Annotated in this window: 15 protein-coding genes; 2 read left to right on the top strand and 13 right to left on the bottom strand. The window is 61.4% G+C overall.

Annotated features, from left to right (window positions below):
* Positions 1-50: 50 nt before the first annotated feature.
* The 13 genes from ABNW52_RS08155 to ABNW52_RS08095 all read right to left on the bottom strand — a co-directional run bounded on the left by ABNW52_RS08155 (position 51) and on the right by ABNW52_RS08095 (position 14,213).
* A complete protein-coding gene (locus ABNW52_RS08155) occupies positions 51-629 on the bottom strand; it encodes a cupin domain-containing protein (protein ID WP_349586214.1) in 579 nt (192 codons plus the stop codon).
* 159 nt (positions 630-788) lie between these two features.
* Entirely contained in the window at positions 789-1,922 is a 1,134-nt protein-coding gene (locus ABNW52_RS08150) for an FAD-dependent oxidoreductase (RefSeq protein ID WP_349586213.1), read from the bottom strand.
* An 11-nt stretch (positions 1,923-1,933) separates the two neighbouring features.
* Complete coding sequence (locus ABNW52_RS08145; protein WP_349586211.1) at positions 1,934-2,296, bottom strand: Rieske (2Fe-2S) protein; 363 nt, start codon at positions 2,294-2,296, stop codon at positions 1,934-1,936.
* Positions 2,289-3,239 carry a VOC family protein gene (locus tag ABNW52_RS08140; RefSeq protein ID WP_349586210.1) on the bottom strand — a complete coding sequence of 317 codons (951 nt, stop codon included), beginning with the start codon at positions 3,237-3,239 and terminating at the stop codon, positions 2,289-2,291. The genes ABNW52_RS08145 and ABNW52_RS08140 overlap by 8 nt, the downstream gene beginning before the upstream one ends.
* A gap of 53 nt (positions 3,240-3,292) precedes the next feature.
* A complete protein-coding gene (locus ABNW52_RS08135) occupies positions 3,293-4,450 on the bottom strand; it encodes an alpha/beta hydrolase family protein (RefSeq protein ID WP_349586208.1) in 1,158 nt (385 codons plus the stop codon).
* Positions 4,451-4,479: 29 nt separating this feature from the next.
* The gene (locus ABNW52_RS08130; RefSeq protein ID WP_349586206.1) at positions 4,480-5,262 is read right to left on the bottom strand and encodes an SDR family NAD(P)-dependent oxidoreductase; all 783 of its coding nucleotides are present in this window, start codon (positions 5,260-5,262) and stop codon (positions 4,480-4,482) included.
* Positions 5,263-5,285: 23 nt separating this feature from the next.
* Positions 5,286-5,711: a nuclear transport factor 2 family protein gene (locus ABNW52_RS08125; RefSeq protein WP_349586204.1), complete on the bottom strand. Its 426-nt coding sequence runs from the start codon at positions 5,709-5,711 to the stop codon at positions 5,286-5,288.
* A gap of 3 nt (positions 5,712-5,714) precedes the next feature.
* Positions 5,715-7,580: a phytoene desaturase family protein gene (locus ABNW52_RS08120; protein ID WP_349586202.1), complete on the bottom strand. Its 1,866-nt coding sequence runs from the start codon at positions 7,578-7,580 to the stop codon at positions 5,715-5,717.
* Between the two features lie 22 nt (positions 7,581-7,602).
* Complete coding sequence (locus tag ABNW52_RS08115; RefSeq protein ID WP_349586200.1) at positions 7,603-8,856, bottom strand: MFS transporter; 1,254 nt, start codon at positions 8,854-8,856, stop codon at positions 7,603-7,605.
* 76 nt (positions 8,857-8,932) lie between these two features.
* Positions 8,933-10,300, bottom strand: a complete 1,368-nt coding sequence (locus ABNW52_RS08110) for a DUF1329 domain-containing protein (protein ID WP_349586198.1) — start codon at positions 10,298-10,300, stop codon at positions 8,933-8,935.
* A 16-nt stretch (positions 10,301-10,316) separates the two neighbouring features.
* Entirely contained in the window at positions 10,317-11,957 is a 1,641-nt protein-coding gene (locus tag ABNW52_RS08105; protein WP_349586196.1) for a DUF1302 domain-containing protein, read from the bottom strand.
* A gap of 65 nt (positions 11,958-12,022) precedes the next feature.
* On the bottom strand, positions 12,023-13,039 hold the full coding sequence (locus ABNW52_RS08100; protein ID WP_349586194.1) for an SMP-30/gluconolactonase/LRE family protein: 1,017 nt from the start codon (positions 13,037-13,039) through the stop codon (positions 12,023-12,025).
* Positions 13,032-14,213, bottom strand: a complete 1,182-nt coding sequence (locus ABNW52_RS08095) for an amidohydrolase family protein (RefSeq protein WP_349586192.1) — start codon at positions 14,211-14,213, stop codon at positions 13,032-13,034. Before ABNW52_RS08095 ends, ABNW52_RS08100 begins: the two co-directional genes overlap by 8 nt.
* Before the next feature lie 330 nt (positions 14,214-14,543).
* Between ABNW52_RS08095 and ABNW52_RS08090 the strand changes: the two genes are divergently transcribed.
* Both ABNW52_RS08090 and ABNW52_RS08085 read left to right on the top strand, forming a co-directional pair.
* Complete coding sequence (locus ABNW52_RS08090) at positions 14,544-15,452, top strand: LysR family transcriptional regulator (protein WP_349586190.1); 909 nt, start codon at positions 14,544-14,546, stop codon at positions 15,450-15,452.
* Between the two features lie 645 nt (positions 15,453-16,097).
* Entirely contained in the window at positions 16,098-16,463 is a 366-nt protein-coding gene (locus ABNW52_RS08085; protein ID WP_349586188.1) for a hypothetical protein, read from the top strand.
* Positions 16,464-16,666 lie beyond the last annotated feature (203 nt).

Below are 16,666 nucleotides of genomic sequence, written 5' to 3'. Positions count from 1 at the left end.
AAGGGAGAAACCGATCACCCGCCATGGCCGCGCCTTGGCAGATGGCTAGCTCAGCGCCCGGCCAGGCTGCGGCGGATCTCTGGTTCGTAATCGCCAGCCAGTAGTACGAACAGCATGCGGCAGCTCTGGCCGGAACGATTGGCCCAGGCATGGTTGGTGCCGCGCTGGATCACCACATCGCCGGCTTTCAGCGCCAGCTCGCTATCGTCCAGCACCAACGTGATTTCCCCGCTCAGCACCACGCCGTAGTCCACGGTCTCGGTACGGTGCATCAGCGGATGCGGCGAGTCAGCCGTCACCGTGCTGGCCTGTGACTCGCCGATGCTGGCAAACGCCTGTCGCATGTTGGCCGCACCGTGTGCCAGCAGTGCCTCGCTGTCCGGCGGGATATCCACCATGCGGATACGGCTGCCGGATGCCGGCGGCGACAGGGTCAACGGGCCGAGGGTGGGGTCGGCAGCATTATCGATAGCTGCCGGACTGGCAGCGGTGGACCAGATCTCGTGAAACACCGTGCCCGGAATGTGCGCCAGCGGCACTACCGTCGGCAGTGCACCATCGGCAGTCACCACCGCGCGGCCATCGGCGGCGTGGCCGGTGATCACGCGGCGTACAGGGGGTAAATTCATGGTCTTTCCCTTTTTTTAGGGCGCAAGCCGGCCCATTACCACCGGGATTCCGGGGCAACAGGGATGCGGCCAACAGGATGGGAAACGCCCCACCCGCGGATGCGGGCCGGGGCTGCCGCCGCCAGCGCCACGGCAAGGCGCTAGCAGCGGACAAGCGCGTTACAGCGGCGCGCGCAAGGCTTCCATCGCCTGCATCATCACGGCGCGGTGCTCTTCCAGCGAGCCTCCGTCACGCTCGATCTGCCCCATGCGGCCGGACGCCGTCACCACCAGTCGGGCGCGGTCGTAGTGACGGCCGGCATAGGCGGTGAGCGCACCGTCCAGGAAATGGCGGCGACCAAGCTCCTCCGCCAGCACCAGCGCGCCTTCGATGGCAATGCCGGCACCGGAGGCCAGGTGCGGCGTGGTGGCATGCACGGTATCGCCCAGCAGCACCAGGCGGCCACGGTGCCATGGCGCCGGAATCATGTGCCCGGCCAGCGGACGGTAGACAATGCGGTGATGTGTCAGCGTACCGTCAAGGAAACCACGACGGATGTCGCCGACTGCACCGCCAAACTCGGCGATCAGTTCAGCCAGCATCGCCGGCCACTGCTCCGGCGGGATGAACTCCATGCCTTCGCGGCGATCCAGCACAAACAGATAGCTTTCGTCCGGGCTGACCGGGTTCAAGCCGGCCTTGGTGGTGGCCCCCATAAAGATGGTGGAGTTCTGCCGGGTACGCGGCACCACCGCGCGCCAGGAACCCTGACCAGAAAACTTGGGGCCGGGAAAGTCTGGCAACACCAGCTGACGCAGCTTGGAGTTGACACCGTCGGCACCGATCACCAGGTCGTAGCGCCCCTGGCTACCATCGCTAAAGCGGACATCGACCCCGTCGTCATCCTGCTCGATATGCTCGAAGGTCAGCCCCAGCCGAACCCGCACACCGGCCTCGCGCACCGCAGTCGCCAGGATGTCGGCCAGCACCGGACGCATGATGCCACCGGCCGGCGGCATGTCTTCCGCCCCCAGCGCCGGCGCCAGCGGCACGCTGTTCAGCAGACTGCCGTCCGCGGCGCAGATATCGACATGCGTCCAGTGCCCACCACGACGCAGTACCTCATCCACCACCCCCACTTCGCGCAGCGCGCGCAGCGACGGGCCGCTGATGGTGATGCCGGCACCATCCGGTGCCCACTCCGGATTCAGCTCCACCAGTTCAACCGCCACACCCTGCTTGCGTAGCTGGATGGCAACGCACATGCCACCCACGCCACCGCCTACCACCAGAACCTTGTTTACCAATGCCATGACCTGCTCCTCTATTCTCTGTTTGTTATCCAGGCATACAGCACACCGCTGCCATCCACTTCCAGCGGCACCGGCTGCAGATACTGCCCAAGACACGGCCCCTGCACACACCGCCCACTCTCCGGCAGGAACTGTGCGCCATGGGCGTAGCACACGATGCGTGTGCCAGTGCTATTCAGATAGGCATCCCGCCGCCAGGCCATCGGTGCGCCGTCCACATGCGGACAGGCATTGCGATAGCCATAAGGTTGGCCGCCGTGACCCACGACGAACAGCGCATCCTGCCCGCTGTCGAACGGGTCGAAACCGCGTGCACTACCGTCGACAATTTCGTCACGATGGCATAGACCTATGCGGCGAGCGGCGTCAGGCATAGGCGCCGTTTTCCGGGCAGCCAGGGCCTGGTGCCCACTTCTTGCGGTACTGCAGCAGGAAGGCCTGTGAGGTGTCGGCCCCCACATTGGTGACACGCGGTTCCCAGCTATCGTCATGCAGGTCCATGTCGGCATCCATCTCGATATGGCAGCCGAACGGGCTGTTGAAGTACCAGAACCAGTTGGAACCCAGGATGTGACGACCCGGCCCCCAGAACGCCTGGTAGCCTTTTTCCAGGAAACGGTTGCCGTGCTGCATCACTTCGCTGGGGCCGGCGAAGTGGAAGGTAAAGTGCTCGACCCCCTGCATATGCGCGGGCATGCCGATCAGGAAATGGCTGTGGTGATCCAGGGTACCGGCCGGCTGGATGAAGGGGCCAAGTTCGGCAAAACGGTCGGTACAGCGAAAACCCAGACGCTCGACATAGAATGCCTCGGCTTTTTTCACGTCCGGCACGAAGTACACAATGTGCGACAAGGTGCGCGGGCGGATCACCGCATCCACATCCACCCCCAGATGATTGACCGCACGCTGCAGCGCCGCACCGGGGGCATTGGACAGCTCGCCCGGTGTGATCACGTCTTTACGCACGCTGATCTGGAAGCCGATGACGAAGCCGGAGTCATCCACCGTCTCGATGGCGCCATTGGCCAGCTGCTTCACCACGCGGTCACGTCCCAGCTCGTCGGCAATGGCGGCCAGGGTCGCCGCATCGGCCACGCCCATCACCGTCTTGCGCAACATGCAGCCGGTGGGCAACGCCGGCGGCAACGTGCTGTCGTCGGCGCGGGCGATCACCACCGCGGTGCCGTCCAGCGCTTCGAAGCGGCCACCGTGCTCGCCGGCGCCCACCGGAGCCAGCCCGTAGTCGGTAAGAAACTGCGTGCAACCGGCGATGTCGTCCACCCCGAACACGATCTCATCAAGTCCAACGATATTCATGCTGATGTCTCTCTCTATTTGTGGTTATCAGGTGGTGGGTGGTGTTTGCTTGCTCAGACGGTACGCCCGCCCAGGTTCTCGGCAACCCAGTCGGCGATATAGGCACCGGCATTGGCGCTGTTGTCGAAGCTGGAGTGCTGCACGCCGCCTTCGCGCTCGGTGAAGATCTTCAATTCGCGCTTGGGGCTGTTCACCAGTTGCTCGTAGGTGCGCTGTGCCCATTTCAGCGGAATCTGGGAATCCTTCTCGCCGTGGGTGACCAGGAACGGCACCTTGATGCGGTCGAGCACGCCATCCAGGTGCACGTTCTCGGCGATCTGCATGAAGTCTTCGATGCTGTCGCCGCCCCACACCCAGCGCACGTGCTCCCAGTAGTGCGGCACTGGGAAATCGCCTTCGCGCTGCAGGCGTTTTTTCTGCACATCGCGCCAGTCGTGATTGGCACCCCATACCACGCCCATGGCAAAGCGCGGCTCGAACGCCACCGCTCGCGGGCAGTAGTAGCCACCCAGCGACACGCCTTCCAGCCCGATGCGCTGCGGGTCGATGTCGTCACGGGTTTCCAGGTAGTCCACCACCTTGCTGGCCCACTGCTCGCTATTGAACACCGCCTTCAGTCCCTGCAGACGCAGCGCCTCGCCGGTGCCCGGCTGGTCGATGATTAGCGACGCCACGCCACGCTGCGCCAGCCAGCGCGGCAGGCCGACGAAGTATTTCATTTCCTTGGTGCTATCCAGGCCGTTGACCTGCACCAGCACCGGCTGACGCCCCTGCACGCCTTCGGCGCGCACATACAGCCCTGCGATATGGCTGTCGCCGTAGGGAATTTCCACCCGCTCGCAATTGGCATGCGACAGCGCGATGCCACGGTTGAATACCTGCTGGAAGCGGGCGTACAGCGCGGTACGCGTCGGGTCGCCATGCCCCAGCATGCGCTCGGCGGTCAGGTAATAGATCGAGGCGCGCTGCAGCTTGTCGCCGGCAGAAATCATGCGGCCACGAGCTTCATCGTCGCCCGCCAGGTTGCACAGCTTGTCGCCCATGCGCACCCAGCTCTCGCGAAACGCGCGCACGCCTTCGGCATCCAGCTGTTTGGAGGCCTCGATCAACGGCGCACACATCTCCTCGATCTCGCCGATGCGGGCCCCCATCTCGATAGCCAGGTCGATGCCCAGGTTCCAGACATAATTGGTTGGAAAATATCGAAACACGCTATTGCTCCTTGATTTTGAAATCCGGCTTACCAGGCGGTGGAACCGCCGTCGACGGGCACATCCGCGCCGGTAATCCAGCTGGCTTCATCCGAGGCCAAGAAAATGGCGCACCAGCCAATATCTTCAGGCTGTCCCAGCCGCTTGATCATGGTTTTATCCAGCACCGCATTGCGAAAGCCGGGGATGGTGCTCAGCGGGATGCGAGTGGCGCTGGTTTCAATCAGCGCCGGCGAAATGGTGTTGGCGCGGATGCCATGCGGCCCGCCTTCCATCGCCAGTTGCCGCGTCATCGCCAGCACCCCGCCCTTGCCGGCACAGTGCGCCAGCGCTGGCAACGGCTTGAAAGCGCCGTGCGCATTGGCCGAGGCAAAGTTGATGATGGCGCCGCCGCCCCGCGCCTTCAGCTGCGGCCAGGCGGCCTGACACGGCAGGAACACCACGTCCAGCTCGCCGCTCAGCGTGCGCTTCCAGTCGGCGAGGAAATCCATGTCCTCGATCCACTTGAACGCGCCGAAGGCGCCGGCATTCACCAGCACATCCAGCCCGCCGTGGCGCGCCACCGTGAAATCGACTAGTGCCTGCACCTGTGCCGGGTTGGTCAAATCACACGGCTGCACGCTATCGATGGACAGCCCTTCAGCTGCGGCCAACTGCACCGTTTCCTGCGCAGCGGCGGTGTCGATATCAGCACCCACTACCCGCGCGCCCTCGCGGGCAAACATCAACGCACAACCACGGCCGATGCCACTGCCGCTGCCGGTGACGATGGCCACCTTGCCGGCCAGCCGTCCGTTGCTTGCTGCTTGCATACGCTCGCCCCCACGCTGCCGCATCAGTGCACGATGCCCAGCGAATGCTGAACCCCGTTGAGATCGGTACGGACAAAATCGAAGTACGCCACTTTGATGTCGGCGAACTTCCCGGCAGCGTCCAGCTGGTACATCACCAGCCCGCTGTAGTCGAAGCTCTCGCCGGCACGCACGCTGCCGAACAGACTGGCGGGATCGTCCTGCAGCACGGCAAAGTGGGTTTCCAGCCACACCGCCAGGGTGCTGCCGTCGCACACGAAACGGCGCACAGTCAGCGTTTCCTTCATCTGTCCCCAGATCTTGGCATAGTGGTCCTTCATGCCCTGCACACCGCTGTAATGCAGGCGACCGTTCTGCACCGTGACATCGGACGCCAGAAAATCGTCGAACGCGGAGGCGTCTTCGGCATTGAAACGGCGGATGTATTGCTCGAAATGGCTGCGGTCCATGGCTCAGGACCCCTTACGGAATGGCAAGGTAGCCAGGAAGGCCAGCTGCTTGACGCCCAGCATCTTCAAACCGGCACGGGCAGAGCTGGCATCGAGACGGGCCTCCATCGGCATGGTGCCGAAGCTCTTGCCCTTGATCACCAGCTCGTCGCCCACCCGCTTGAGCGATTCGACATTCATCAGCTCTTCGTCATTGGGCCCACGCAGCACCAGGCCGCTGGACACGTTGGCCGCAGGCTTGGCGGCGGGCGGCAGCGGTGCCGCGCCATCCTGGCGTGCGCCTTTGGCCACCGAGTTGAAATCCATGCCCAGCGCTTCAAACATCTTGATGGCGGTGGCGCGGCCGGCGCCGTAGACGCCGCCACCCGGATGCTGGAACGGGCCGGCCAGGAACAGGCGCTCCACACCCGGTACCGTGAACTGGCCCAGGTCCGGTGTCGGACGATGGCCGGCACTTTGGTACAGGTACGGCGCCACCCCGTGCAGGTCGCCGCGCATCATGCTGTTGGGGCTGCTGCGCTCCAGGTCCACCGGACTGACTATCTTGCGGGCGATGATGTTGTCGCTGGTTAGGTTGGACACAAACTTGCGGTAATGCGCCAGCGACAGGTCGCCGATCTCTTCCTTGAACTCGTCCCAGTGCTTGTCGGCCCAGCGCGGGTCTTTCACCTGATACGGCGCAAAGGTGATGCCGTGGAACATGCCAGCACCGGCCGGCACGCGAGTCTTGTCGCCGATGCTTTCGTCCCCGCCGGCGCACAGGCGGCGCTCGGTGATCAGACCGCGCTTCAGGTCGTCGAAGTCGGCCAGCATTTCGTCCAGTTTGTCGGTGGCCATGAACTCCAGCATGGTGGCGTAGCCCACATCCTCGCCGGCGTAGAATTTGGCGTTTTCCTTCAGGTCGTAGTGGCTGACCATGATGGAGAACGGTGCCAGCGTGGCGCGCTCGGCACGTTTGAGTACCGGCTCCGGCACGCCTTCGACAAAGCGGCGGATCACGTGCGGGTGCAATGCGCCGATTACCGCGTCGCGCGCCATGATGCGCTCGCCGTCGGCCAGCACCACGCCGCTGGCACGACCGTCACTGGTCAGGATGCGCGCCACTTCGGCATTGCAGCGCACTTCTCCGCCGTGGCTTTCGATGCAGCGCACCAGCGACTCGGTGAGCTTGCCGCTGCCGCCGATCGGCTGCGACACGCCGTAGGTGTGGATGATGCCCGGCATCAGCAATACGCCCATGCCGGTGCCCAGTTCACTGGGGGCCTGCAGGTTCTCGCTCACCAGACGCAGCAGGTGAATCTTGATCTTGTCGTTCTCGTACAGCTGGTTCACCAGGTCGAGGCAGTCCCGGTTCATGTAGTCCAGCATCGTCCGCCCTTCCTCGGTGCGGTCGAGCATGGCGAACAACTCGCCCAGCGGTGGCGGCGGGGTGTACAGGCCAGGCATGAATACTTCCAGGAATTGCTGGCTCATCTTCACGAACTGGCGGTAGGTTTCCGCGTCTTTCGGCGACTCTTTGGCAAAGCACTCGCAGGTCTTGTCCAGATCCTTGTAGGTGTACAGCACCGACTGGTCCGGAAAGATGGTGGCATGCGGCACCGGCGAATAGTGGTAGTTGAGGCCATGCTGCGACAGCAGCCCCAACTCGTCCTGGCGCAGCATCGGGTTGCCCTGAATCATGATGTGCACACTGGAGTGCTCGTCATGCCAGTAACCCGGGGTGTTCAGCTGCTGGGTGGACACGCCACCACCCGGATAGGATTTGCGTTCTAGCACCAGCACTTTCTTGCCGGCCTTGGCCAGGTAGGCGGCCGCCACCAGACCGTTGTGGCCGGCGCCCATGGCGACGATGTCGTATTGCTGCGTCATGTGTATCTCCTTGCTGATCGCCTCAGTCGTTACCGAGCGGGCGAATGTTCTTATCGTGTTTACGGATGAGCGAGGCACCGGCCTGACGCTGGCGGGAGGCCTGCAGCAACAGCAGCAGTGCCACCGGGGCCAGCGTGGCGCCCATTACCTTGATGGCGGCGGCGATGCCGCCGCTGTAGCCGGCCAGACCGACCACCACCAGCGGGGTAAGGAACTGGCCGAGAAAGAACGCCGCCATCCAGGCACCGGTACCCAGCGCGCGGTGGGATTGCGGCAGGGTGTTCATGTTCCAGACCTGCAGCGTCGGCATCAGGATGCCGCAGCCGATGCCGGTCAACACCGCGCCAATCGTTACCTGCTCCGGACTGTAGGCGCTGCCGGCCAGCAGATAGCCGCCGGCAACGATGCCGAAGGACAGTCCCAAGCGGGCCACGGTGCTCAGGCCGCGGCGCAGCACGCTGCGGAACAGCAGCGAACCCACCACCACCGCCACCTGGGCCAGTGAGGCGATCAGGCCCACCTGGGCACTGGATACCACGCCGACACTCTGCAGCAGATAGGCGATGTGTACCTGCACCGCCATAAAGGCGATACCACCGGCCAGCGTCACGCCGCAGATCCCCAGCTGCCGGCGGGCACTCCACGACAGCTCATCCGCCTCCGGGGCCTGCACAACGTTGGCCGCACGGCGTTTGGCCGGCTCCCACAGCAGCAACAGGGTCAGCGGCGCCAGCAGCAGACTGATGGCGTACACCCCGAACGGTATCCGCCAGCCAAACTCGCCCAGCGCACCGCCAATGGCGATGAAGATCACCGCCGACGTGGAGGCAAACGTGGTGTTCAATGCCAGATAGCGTTCGCGCTGTGCGCCGCGGAAATAGTCGCCGATCAGCGCGGTACAGCAGGTCATGATCACCGCCTCGGCCAGGCCGACCCCGATGCGGGTGGCAAAGATGGTGTGCAACGAGTCGATCCACAACGGACTGACCCCAAAGGCGGCATACGCCACCAGTGCGACAACCAGCAGCCGCTTGCGGCCAACCTTGTCGGCCACCGCGCCGATGAACAGTGACAAGGCGGCAATCACCAGCCCGGGAGCGGTCAGCACCATCGGCACCAGGAACTCGACGCGCTCGACACCGGCAAAATGGGTCTGCATCTTGGGCAGGATGGGCGCGATCACTACCGCGGCCAGCACCGACATGCAGCCGCACAGCAGCAGCAGGTAGGCATGCAGCGGCCGGGCAACCGGCGCGTGCAGTTGTGTAGAAGTCATGATGACGGCTCCGATAGAAGGCGGTTCGGCGTGCTCCGGCAGCCGGAAGGCCGCCGGAACAACGTAACACTAGGGCTTAGCGAACCCCCTCGCCGGCCATCGCTTCGGGCGTGAAGGTAGTATCGGAATACACCGGCATCACCTTGTACTGCTCTTTGGAGTCGTTGGTCAGACCATCGACATACCAGGCACCGGACAGCAGGTCATAGAAGCCGAAGCTCTGCGGCGATACGGTAGCCGGGATGTCCGGCATGCTGATCGGCAGCGAGAAGCCCATCTGCCACAGCTGGCCATTACCGTCCCAGTGGTCGGCCAGCACCGCATTCCAGGTGTCTTCATCCACGTAGTAGCGGCGCTTGGACGCCAGGTGGCGCTTGCCCGGTGCCACCGTGGCTTCTACCACCCACACGCGGTGCAGTTCAAAGCGCTGGTCTTCCGGGTTCAGGTGGTTGTCCAGCAGTACCTTGCTGATCGGACGCTGGAACATGCGGTTGGCGTTGTACGGGATGTACATCTCCTTCTTGCCCAGTACTTTCCAGCTGAAGCGGTCGGTGCGACCGTTGAACACGTCGGTCTGGTCAAACAGCGAGATACCGGCACTGGCGGGTGTCGGCGTATCGCAGCAGGCGTTCGGCAACTTGCGCACCCGGCGCTGGCCGGTCATGTACACCCACACCTGCGCTTTGTCCGGGTCAATGTTCTCACGGCCAACGATGGATTCGCCGGCACGGATGGCCGGACCGTAGTTCAGCAGCCGGATGCTCCACATCACGCCCTGGTTATCTTTCTCGAACTTGTCGAGGGAACCATCCTTGAAGTAGTACGGCATCTGGAAGTCGCCGGAGGCAAACACGGTCGGTACGTGCTTGCCATCAGCGGTGGTCTGCATGCCGCGCACGTCCACGTGGAAGGAGCTGCCGCGCCAGCGCGACAGGTGGTTCCACATGATTTCTTCGCCGCTCTTCGGAATCGGGAACGGAATGCCGCCGTATGCGCCGGTCAGCTTGTGATTAACCAGCTTGGCGCGGGTGGCGTTGTCCAGCGTGTTTTCATACACCCACTGCGGCGCGGCAGCGGTACGGTGTGTCTGGTACACCGGCACCTTGAAGGTCTTTGGGTACTTCTTCAGCATGGCCTTGAGGCCATCGGTCAGCTTGTCGTTGTACTGCGCCATATTGTCGGCAGTAATCACAAACAGCGGCTTCTCGTCGGCAAACGGGTCAGGGCGACGGCCACCGTTCTTAAAGCCGGCGCTCGGCTTGGTACTGCCGCCGCTCCAGGCCGGAATGCTGCCATCCTTGTTACCGGCTTTTTCGGCACCGAACGGGGTCAGCTCGCCTTTCAGCTTGGCAGCTTCACCCGCGGACACCGCGGCGTAGGCGCCACCGGCGGACAACATCATCGCGGCCAGCACGGTGGCACGCAGCAAGGTCACTTCTCTCATCTGTGTCTCCTCTTTATTAGAATGTGCGGCGTACCGACAGCGCGATGTAGTCGCGGTCGGCAAGGTTCTGCTTATAGGAACCGTGGCCATTGGCGTCGATGCCGTTATCCACCGGGCCGAAGTAGTGGGTGTAGCTCAGGCCGAAGCGCCAGTCGTCCAGATAGGTGCCATTCACCCCGATGCTGAGGTCGCCCACTTTCTCGCCATTGAACGATGCCACCACCGCAGAATTGCCACTCAGGCCGTAGCCGATGCCGATCGGCACCGACAGATCCAGCCCCGGCAGTACCTGGCGGTATTTCGGCTCATACACCACGCGGATATTGGTGGCATCGCGGGTGGCGTTGGGGTTGAGCGCCGAGGCGTTCTTGGTGATGGAGGTCATGCGGTTCCAGGCGATTTCACCGAGAAAGTCCGCCTCGCGTGCGATCCACGACGGTCCTAGGCTGGCCAGCCAGTTCACCTGGGCATGTGCCGATTTACCGATGGCGTACAGCGCGTTGTCGCTGTTGTCGGCGGTGCCGGTAACGTCGATCTGGGCATCGCTGGCCAGCGGCGTGTTATGGCGTACCGAGACTTCAGCCGCGATGTTGACGTTTTCAAAGGTGGTGGAGGCACTGGCGCCGAAGGTGCGTACCCCTTCCGGATACACCCAGCGGTATTGCCCGCCCACCGGCAGGATGTAGATTTGCGGCCCGGTCTCGTGGTAGCGCGCGGCGTACAGGCCATAGTCGACGTCGCCGGAGCGCAGGCGCAGGCTTACCCCGCCCTGCCCGGAATCCTTGGCTTCGATGTCGCTGGTGCGATCGAGCTTACCCAGCCCCGGCACGTAGATGCTCTCCGCGCCATCACTCAGCATGTCGATGCCGGAGAAATAGCTGCCAGCACCCGGCAGCCGCGTCTTGTCCCACTCCAGCTTGTAGAACATGCCCAGCGCCACATCCGGGGTGATCTGCAGCTGGGACGACAGTTGGTTCACCGGGCGCATCAGTTCCTGGAACTTGGTATTGGGCACCGACATGGCTTTCACCACATCGATCGGCGCCATGGCATTGGCAATACCGTTGCCACCAAAGAACAGGCTCTCGCCCCACAGCACGGTGTGACGACCCAAGCGGGCGGTCAGCGGCATGCCCGCTACATCTGCCTTGCCGAACAGGAAAGCATCCAGCAGTTCGGCATCCTGGCCATGCAGTTTCCTAGTACCGTCGGTAAATTCGCTGTTGGCCACCGATACGTTGTTGGAAGTTGCCGCCGAATCGTTATCGTTGCTGCCGTTGTAGACCGAGTCATACCAGGCGGCACCGCTGACACGGAAGCCGTAGTTCTTCTTGTAAACCACGTCCAGCTCGGACAGCAGATCCAGGCGATTGGAAATCACCCCGGCATTGCGGAAGTTGCGGTCGCCGTCATCGGTGTTGGCAAAGCCGCTGAACGGCGCGGCGGTGAGGCGCGAATCGGCATCCTGCAGACGGTATGCCGCAGAATATTTCACGGTGTTGTCCCAGCGAATGCTCAGGTCTTCGTTGTCGGTGGCGATCTCGAAAGCCTGGGCACTTGCTGCGGCCAAGCCGCAGGCGATGGCAAACACCAGCGGGCGAAGCTGGCTACGTTTGCCCACCGGAAGGCGGTGCTTGCTGATTTGACTATTTCCCACTGTCTCTCCTCCTGTGTTGTGTTGTGCCGCCCTTGCAGGCGTGCCAGTGGTACTGCGTGCGCTGCTTATTGCCTCCAGTGCGCCAGAGGCTGCCCCGCTACCGGAGCGCGGAAAAAGGGCAGCCGGTCTCCAGCCAGACTGCCCAAATACACGGTTTGCAGGTCCGGCCCGCCAAAGGTCAGGCTCGCCATCATTGGCGCCAGCGTGCCCTTGCATGCGCCCATCAGTTCCGGGGTGGTGGTGCCGGCCTGGTAGTGCTGCTCGTAGATGGCCAGCGCCTCGGGGTTGCCATCGTCCAGCAAGGTGAGCACCTCGCCCTCCGGGGTCAGCGCGATCAGGCGTTCGGTCAGAATCAGGGTGATCCACAGATTGCCGTAGGCATCGAAGGCAAAACCGTCGGGGAAGCCCCCCAGATCGGTGGGGCCATAGATTTCGCGTGCCAGCTCCTCGCCGTCATCGCCAATGCGCACCCGCGAGATACGCCGGGCATTGGTTTCCACCACGTACAGCCACTCTTCGGCGGCATCGAAGCGGATCTCGTTGGTGCCGACAAAGCCATCCGCCACAATGCGGATGCCGTTGTCGTCGATCACGCCGACATAGCCATCGGCGGTTTTTTCATTAATGGAGCGGGTCCAGGGCACCTGGCGGGTGGTGACCGAGAACCAGATACGGCCATGTGAATCGCACAACACGAAGTTGGCCTTGCCTAGCGGTTGGCCATCGATCTGGTCATACAGCAGGCGCGACCGGCCATCACGGCTCATCAGCTCGATGGCATCGGTGCCAAAGTTGGCGATCACGATATTGCCGTCGCGGTCGAAAGCCAGGCCGTTTGGCAAGGTGCCACCCAGCATGCGCTCGGCAGCCGAGGCATTGGCAGCCAACCCTTTGCCGGCCTGTTGTGCCACCAGGGTCTGGCGACCATCCGCCGTGATGTGCACCACGCCGCCACGGGCATCGGCAGTCCACAGCGAACCATCCGGCTCCGCCAAAATACATTCCGGTCGTTGCAGACCCTCGCCAAGGGTGCGAATGGCAGCACGATCAAGCTGCCAGCCTTTAAGTGGGTTGTTAGCCATGCAAAGTCTCCCCTTTGCCAAAGTGATAAGTGTTGGGCTGAACGGCAGCAGACGAGACCGCATCACCGTTTAGCGGCAACGGGATACCCAGCAGGCGTGCCGCATTGCCATGCAACAGGGCAATGCGCTGTTCGGCGGTCAATTCGGTGAGTTCGGCCAGCAGCTGGTGCAGGTCATAGCTACCCATATCGAACGGGTAGTCCGTACCAATCACGACCTGGGAGATACCCACTTGCGCGATCAGCGCCCGCAGTGCCTGTGGCTGATACACCAGTGAGTCAAACCAGATTTGCCCGAGATATTCGCTGGGCGCTTTGGCGCAACCCGCCGCTTCTGGCCGCAGACGGTAGCCGTGGTCACTGCGCCCGGGATAAAACGGCAGGTAGCCACCGCCGTGTGCGGCCAACAGCTTGAGGCCGGGGTGGCGATCCAGCGTGCCGCTGAAGATCAGGTGCGACAGCGCGATGGTAGTTTCCAGCGGCTGGCCAATCAGATTGGAGAGGTAGTGCTGCTGCAGCCGCGGCCCCAGGCTGCTGCCGAACGGGTGGATGAACACCACGCAGCCCAGCGCCTCCGCCCGGGCCCAGAACGGCGCAAACGTCTCGTCGGACAGTTCACGCCCGGCAATGCAGGTGGAAATCTCGACCCCACGCAGACCAAGCTGCCGCACCGCCACATCCAGCTGTTTTACCGCCAGCTGCGGATGCTGCAGCGATACCGCCCCCAGCCCGAGCAGCCTGGCCGGCTGCTCGGCACACAGACCGGCAATCGCTTCGTTCTGCAGCGTAACCAGCTGTTCGGCCAGTGCCGGCGGGGCCCAGTTGTTGTATTGCGATGGAGATGGGCTGATGAGCTGAATATCCACGCCCATGGCATCCATATCCGCCAGGCGGGCGCTCAGGCTGGTCAGCCGCGGTGCTGCAGCCGGCAGCATGTACTGTTGGTTGTGTTGCACCGAAGCCAGGCCCGTGCTGCGATCAAAGGCGCTTTTTTCTGCCAGCCGTGCCGGTTGGTCGGCCACCAGCAATTCCACAGCAGGAACAAATGCGTGACAGTGGACATCCACCGTTAGCTCCGACGACGAACGGGAAGCAACGGCCTGCCGTGCCTTGCCTACTGCAGCACAATCCGGCAAACAACCGGCACCACAGCTGTGCAGTTGGATGGTATTCATAGCCACCCCGCTTGCCCGGCATGGCCCGGCACCACCACAGCGGCCGCGGACATGCCCACCACGTAGCAATGGCACATGTAGCTGGCTGCGGCATCCATACCGCTGGCAGTCACGCCTGCGCTAGCGCCCACACTCATTGCCATGTTCTCGCCCTCTATCCCGTTCCGTTGTTCGTTTCACACTGCCCCGGCCACTCATTCCGGCCAGCTCATGCACAGTGTTTGAACAGAGGATAGATTGACGCCCAACATCCGTTAAATCGTTTGTTAATATGTCATGTATCGAGAACGCGGATACTTAAGTCACAACGAAACCGGAACTGGACCCCAGATGCGCTTTAATCGCTTAGACCTGAATTTACTGGTGGTGCTTGATGCCCTACTCACCGAACAGAACATCACTCGCGCCGGACAACAAGTGTTCCTCAGCCAGTCGGCCACCAGCGGCGCACTGGCCAGGCTGCGGGAGTTCTTCAATGATGAGTTGCTGGTGCAGGTAGGAAGAAAGATGGTACTGACCCCGCTGGGGGAAAGCCTGGTCAAACCGGTGCGCAGCATCCTGCTGCAGGTTCAGACCACCATTGAGCAACGACCCGAGTTCGATCCGACGCAGTCCCAGCGCAAGTTCACTTTCATCATGTCCGACTACACCGCGATGGTGCTGATGCCGGCAGTTGTCCGCCAAGCAGCCCAAATCGCACCCGGCATCACCTTTGAACTGATCACACCGACTGATGCACCGATAGAAGAACTGGAGAATGGCAACGCCGATTTTCTGCTACTGCCAAGCAATGCCATTGCAGAGAAGCACCCCAGCTGCAGCATTTTTTCAGAGGATTTTGTCTGCATCTGCTGCCGGGACAATCAGCAGATCGAAGAAGAAATCACCACGGACCAGTACCTGAAACTTGGCCATGTAATTGTGAGCTTTGGCTCGCTGCGTCGCCCCAGCGTAGATACCTGGCTACTGGAAAAATACGGCATTGATCGCCGACCAGAAATTACCGTTCCCACCTTTACCGCCGTACCACAGTATGTAATCGGCACATCGCGTATCGCCACCATCCACCGACGGCTGGCCAACTTTTGGGCCAAGCATCTACCCATACGCATACTACCAACCCCTATCGCCATCCCGACCATGGACTGGAGTCTGCAGTGGCACCAGTACAAGGACATCGACCCTGCCACACACTGGGTCAAGCAGATGATTCAGGATACGGCTGCGGATATGTACTGACCCAGGCCGTCATACCTGTACCCTACTGATCAGCGCATGCCTGAATTTCAGTGTAAACCGGCAATTGCATGCTGCCTCTCTAACCGACTGCTTTGGCCGAACTGTTACCTTTGAGCGGCAGAAAGAAAGGCAGGTTTACTCTACTACCTGCCGTTCACGCTTTAATAGTTCTTTCAGCTGCTAATCGAGTAAACACCGGCGCCTTGGTCAACATCAAGCGGCATGGCGATCAATACGTTCCAGCATCAGCAAACAACACATCCCCTTGATCATTTCAACCGTTAGCTGCAACAACCATGAACTTTAATATTTGTTTGCCTTATTCATCAAATGCTTCACAATGCAATCTGCACAAACTATTGAATTTTAAGAAATAGAATTTTCAACCATTGACCACCATGGCAATTTTTTTGACAGAAATAGAAAATTTTAATTCTACAGGCGTCACTTAAAACCTCCGACATCCAAAGAATAAAATCGTGCTTTGTACGTAAAATACCCTGTTATTACAGGGCATTTTCATGGTGTGGTCTACACTGCCGGAAATATAAAGCAAGGCCTTACCGGGAAATTGGCTTATGTAGAGATTTTCAATTCGAACTCTGCTAAGATGGCAATCTAACAATCTCAATGAAAGGTTTGCCAATGGTTAACGGTAAGGTTTCACAAGTCAAGATAGAGCTTTTTGTCTCCTTTTCGTGCATTGGTGTGCTTGTGGCCCCGGCCTCACTGCTTCTTGCCTGGCCAATACGCGGACTAGCTGCTGGCTTTACCATCTTGGCACTGGCAGGGGTTCTACCTCTATTCCATTTGATAGTGTGCAAGGAAGTACAAGCCAAAGCTGTGGCCACCCTCTTTTTCGAGAAAATAACCGCCTACAGTTTAAGCCTCGCGCTAGCAGCCTCCCTGCTCAACACCTCGACCATCCAGTCCAATTTCATCTGTAGTGGTGCATTTGTAGGTATTGCCATTGCTGCCTACCTTATCACCATGCACCGGCTCAGGGATTAGACTGCCATCACGACATGTAGACCGTCCATCTGGGATGGATGCAATACCGTGTCACCGCTTGGCCACCGGCAACACTACCTAATGAAGTATGTGCATTTGCTACAACGGGCATTTCATGAGGCCATATCGTGGCGGCTTGACTGAATTACTTAGTGATTACCAATCAGAATATCTGAAAAATGACAAGGGCCCTGCACTGCAGG

The organism is Vogesella oryzagri (genome assembly GCF_040148885.1).
GTDB lineage: Bacteria > Pseudomonadota > Gammaproteobacteria > Burkholderiales > Chromobacteriaceae > Vogesella > Vogesella oryzagri.
The sequence above is the reverse complement of the archived record's forward strand: the minus strand, read 5'-3'. Positions and strand labels throughout refer to the sequence as shown.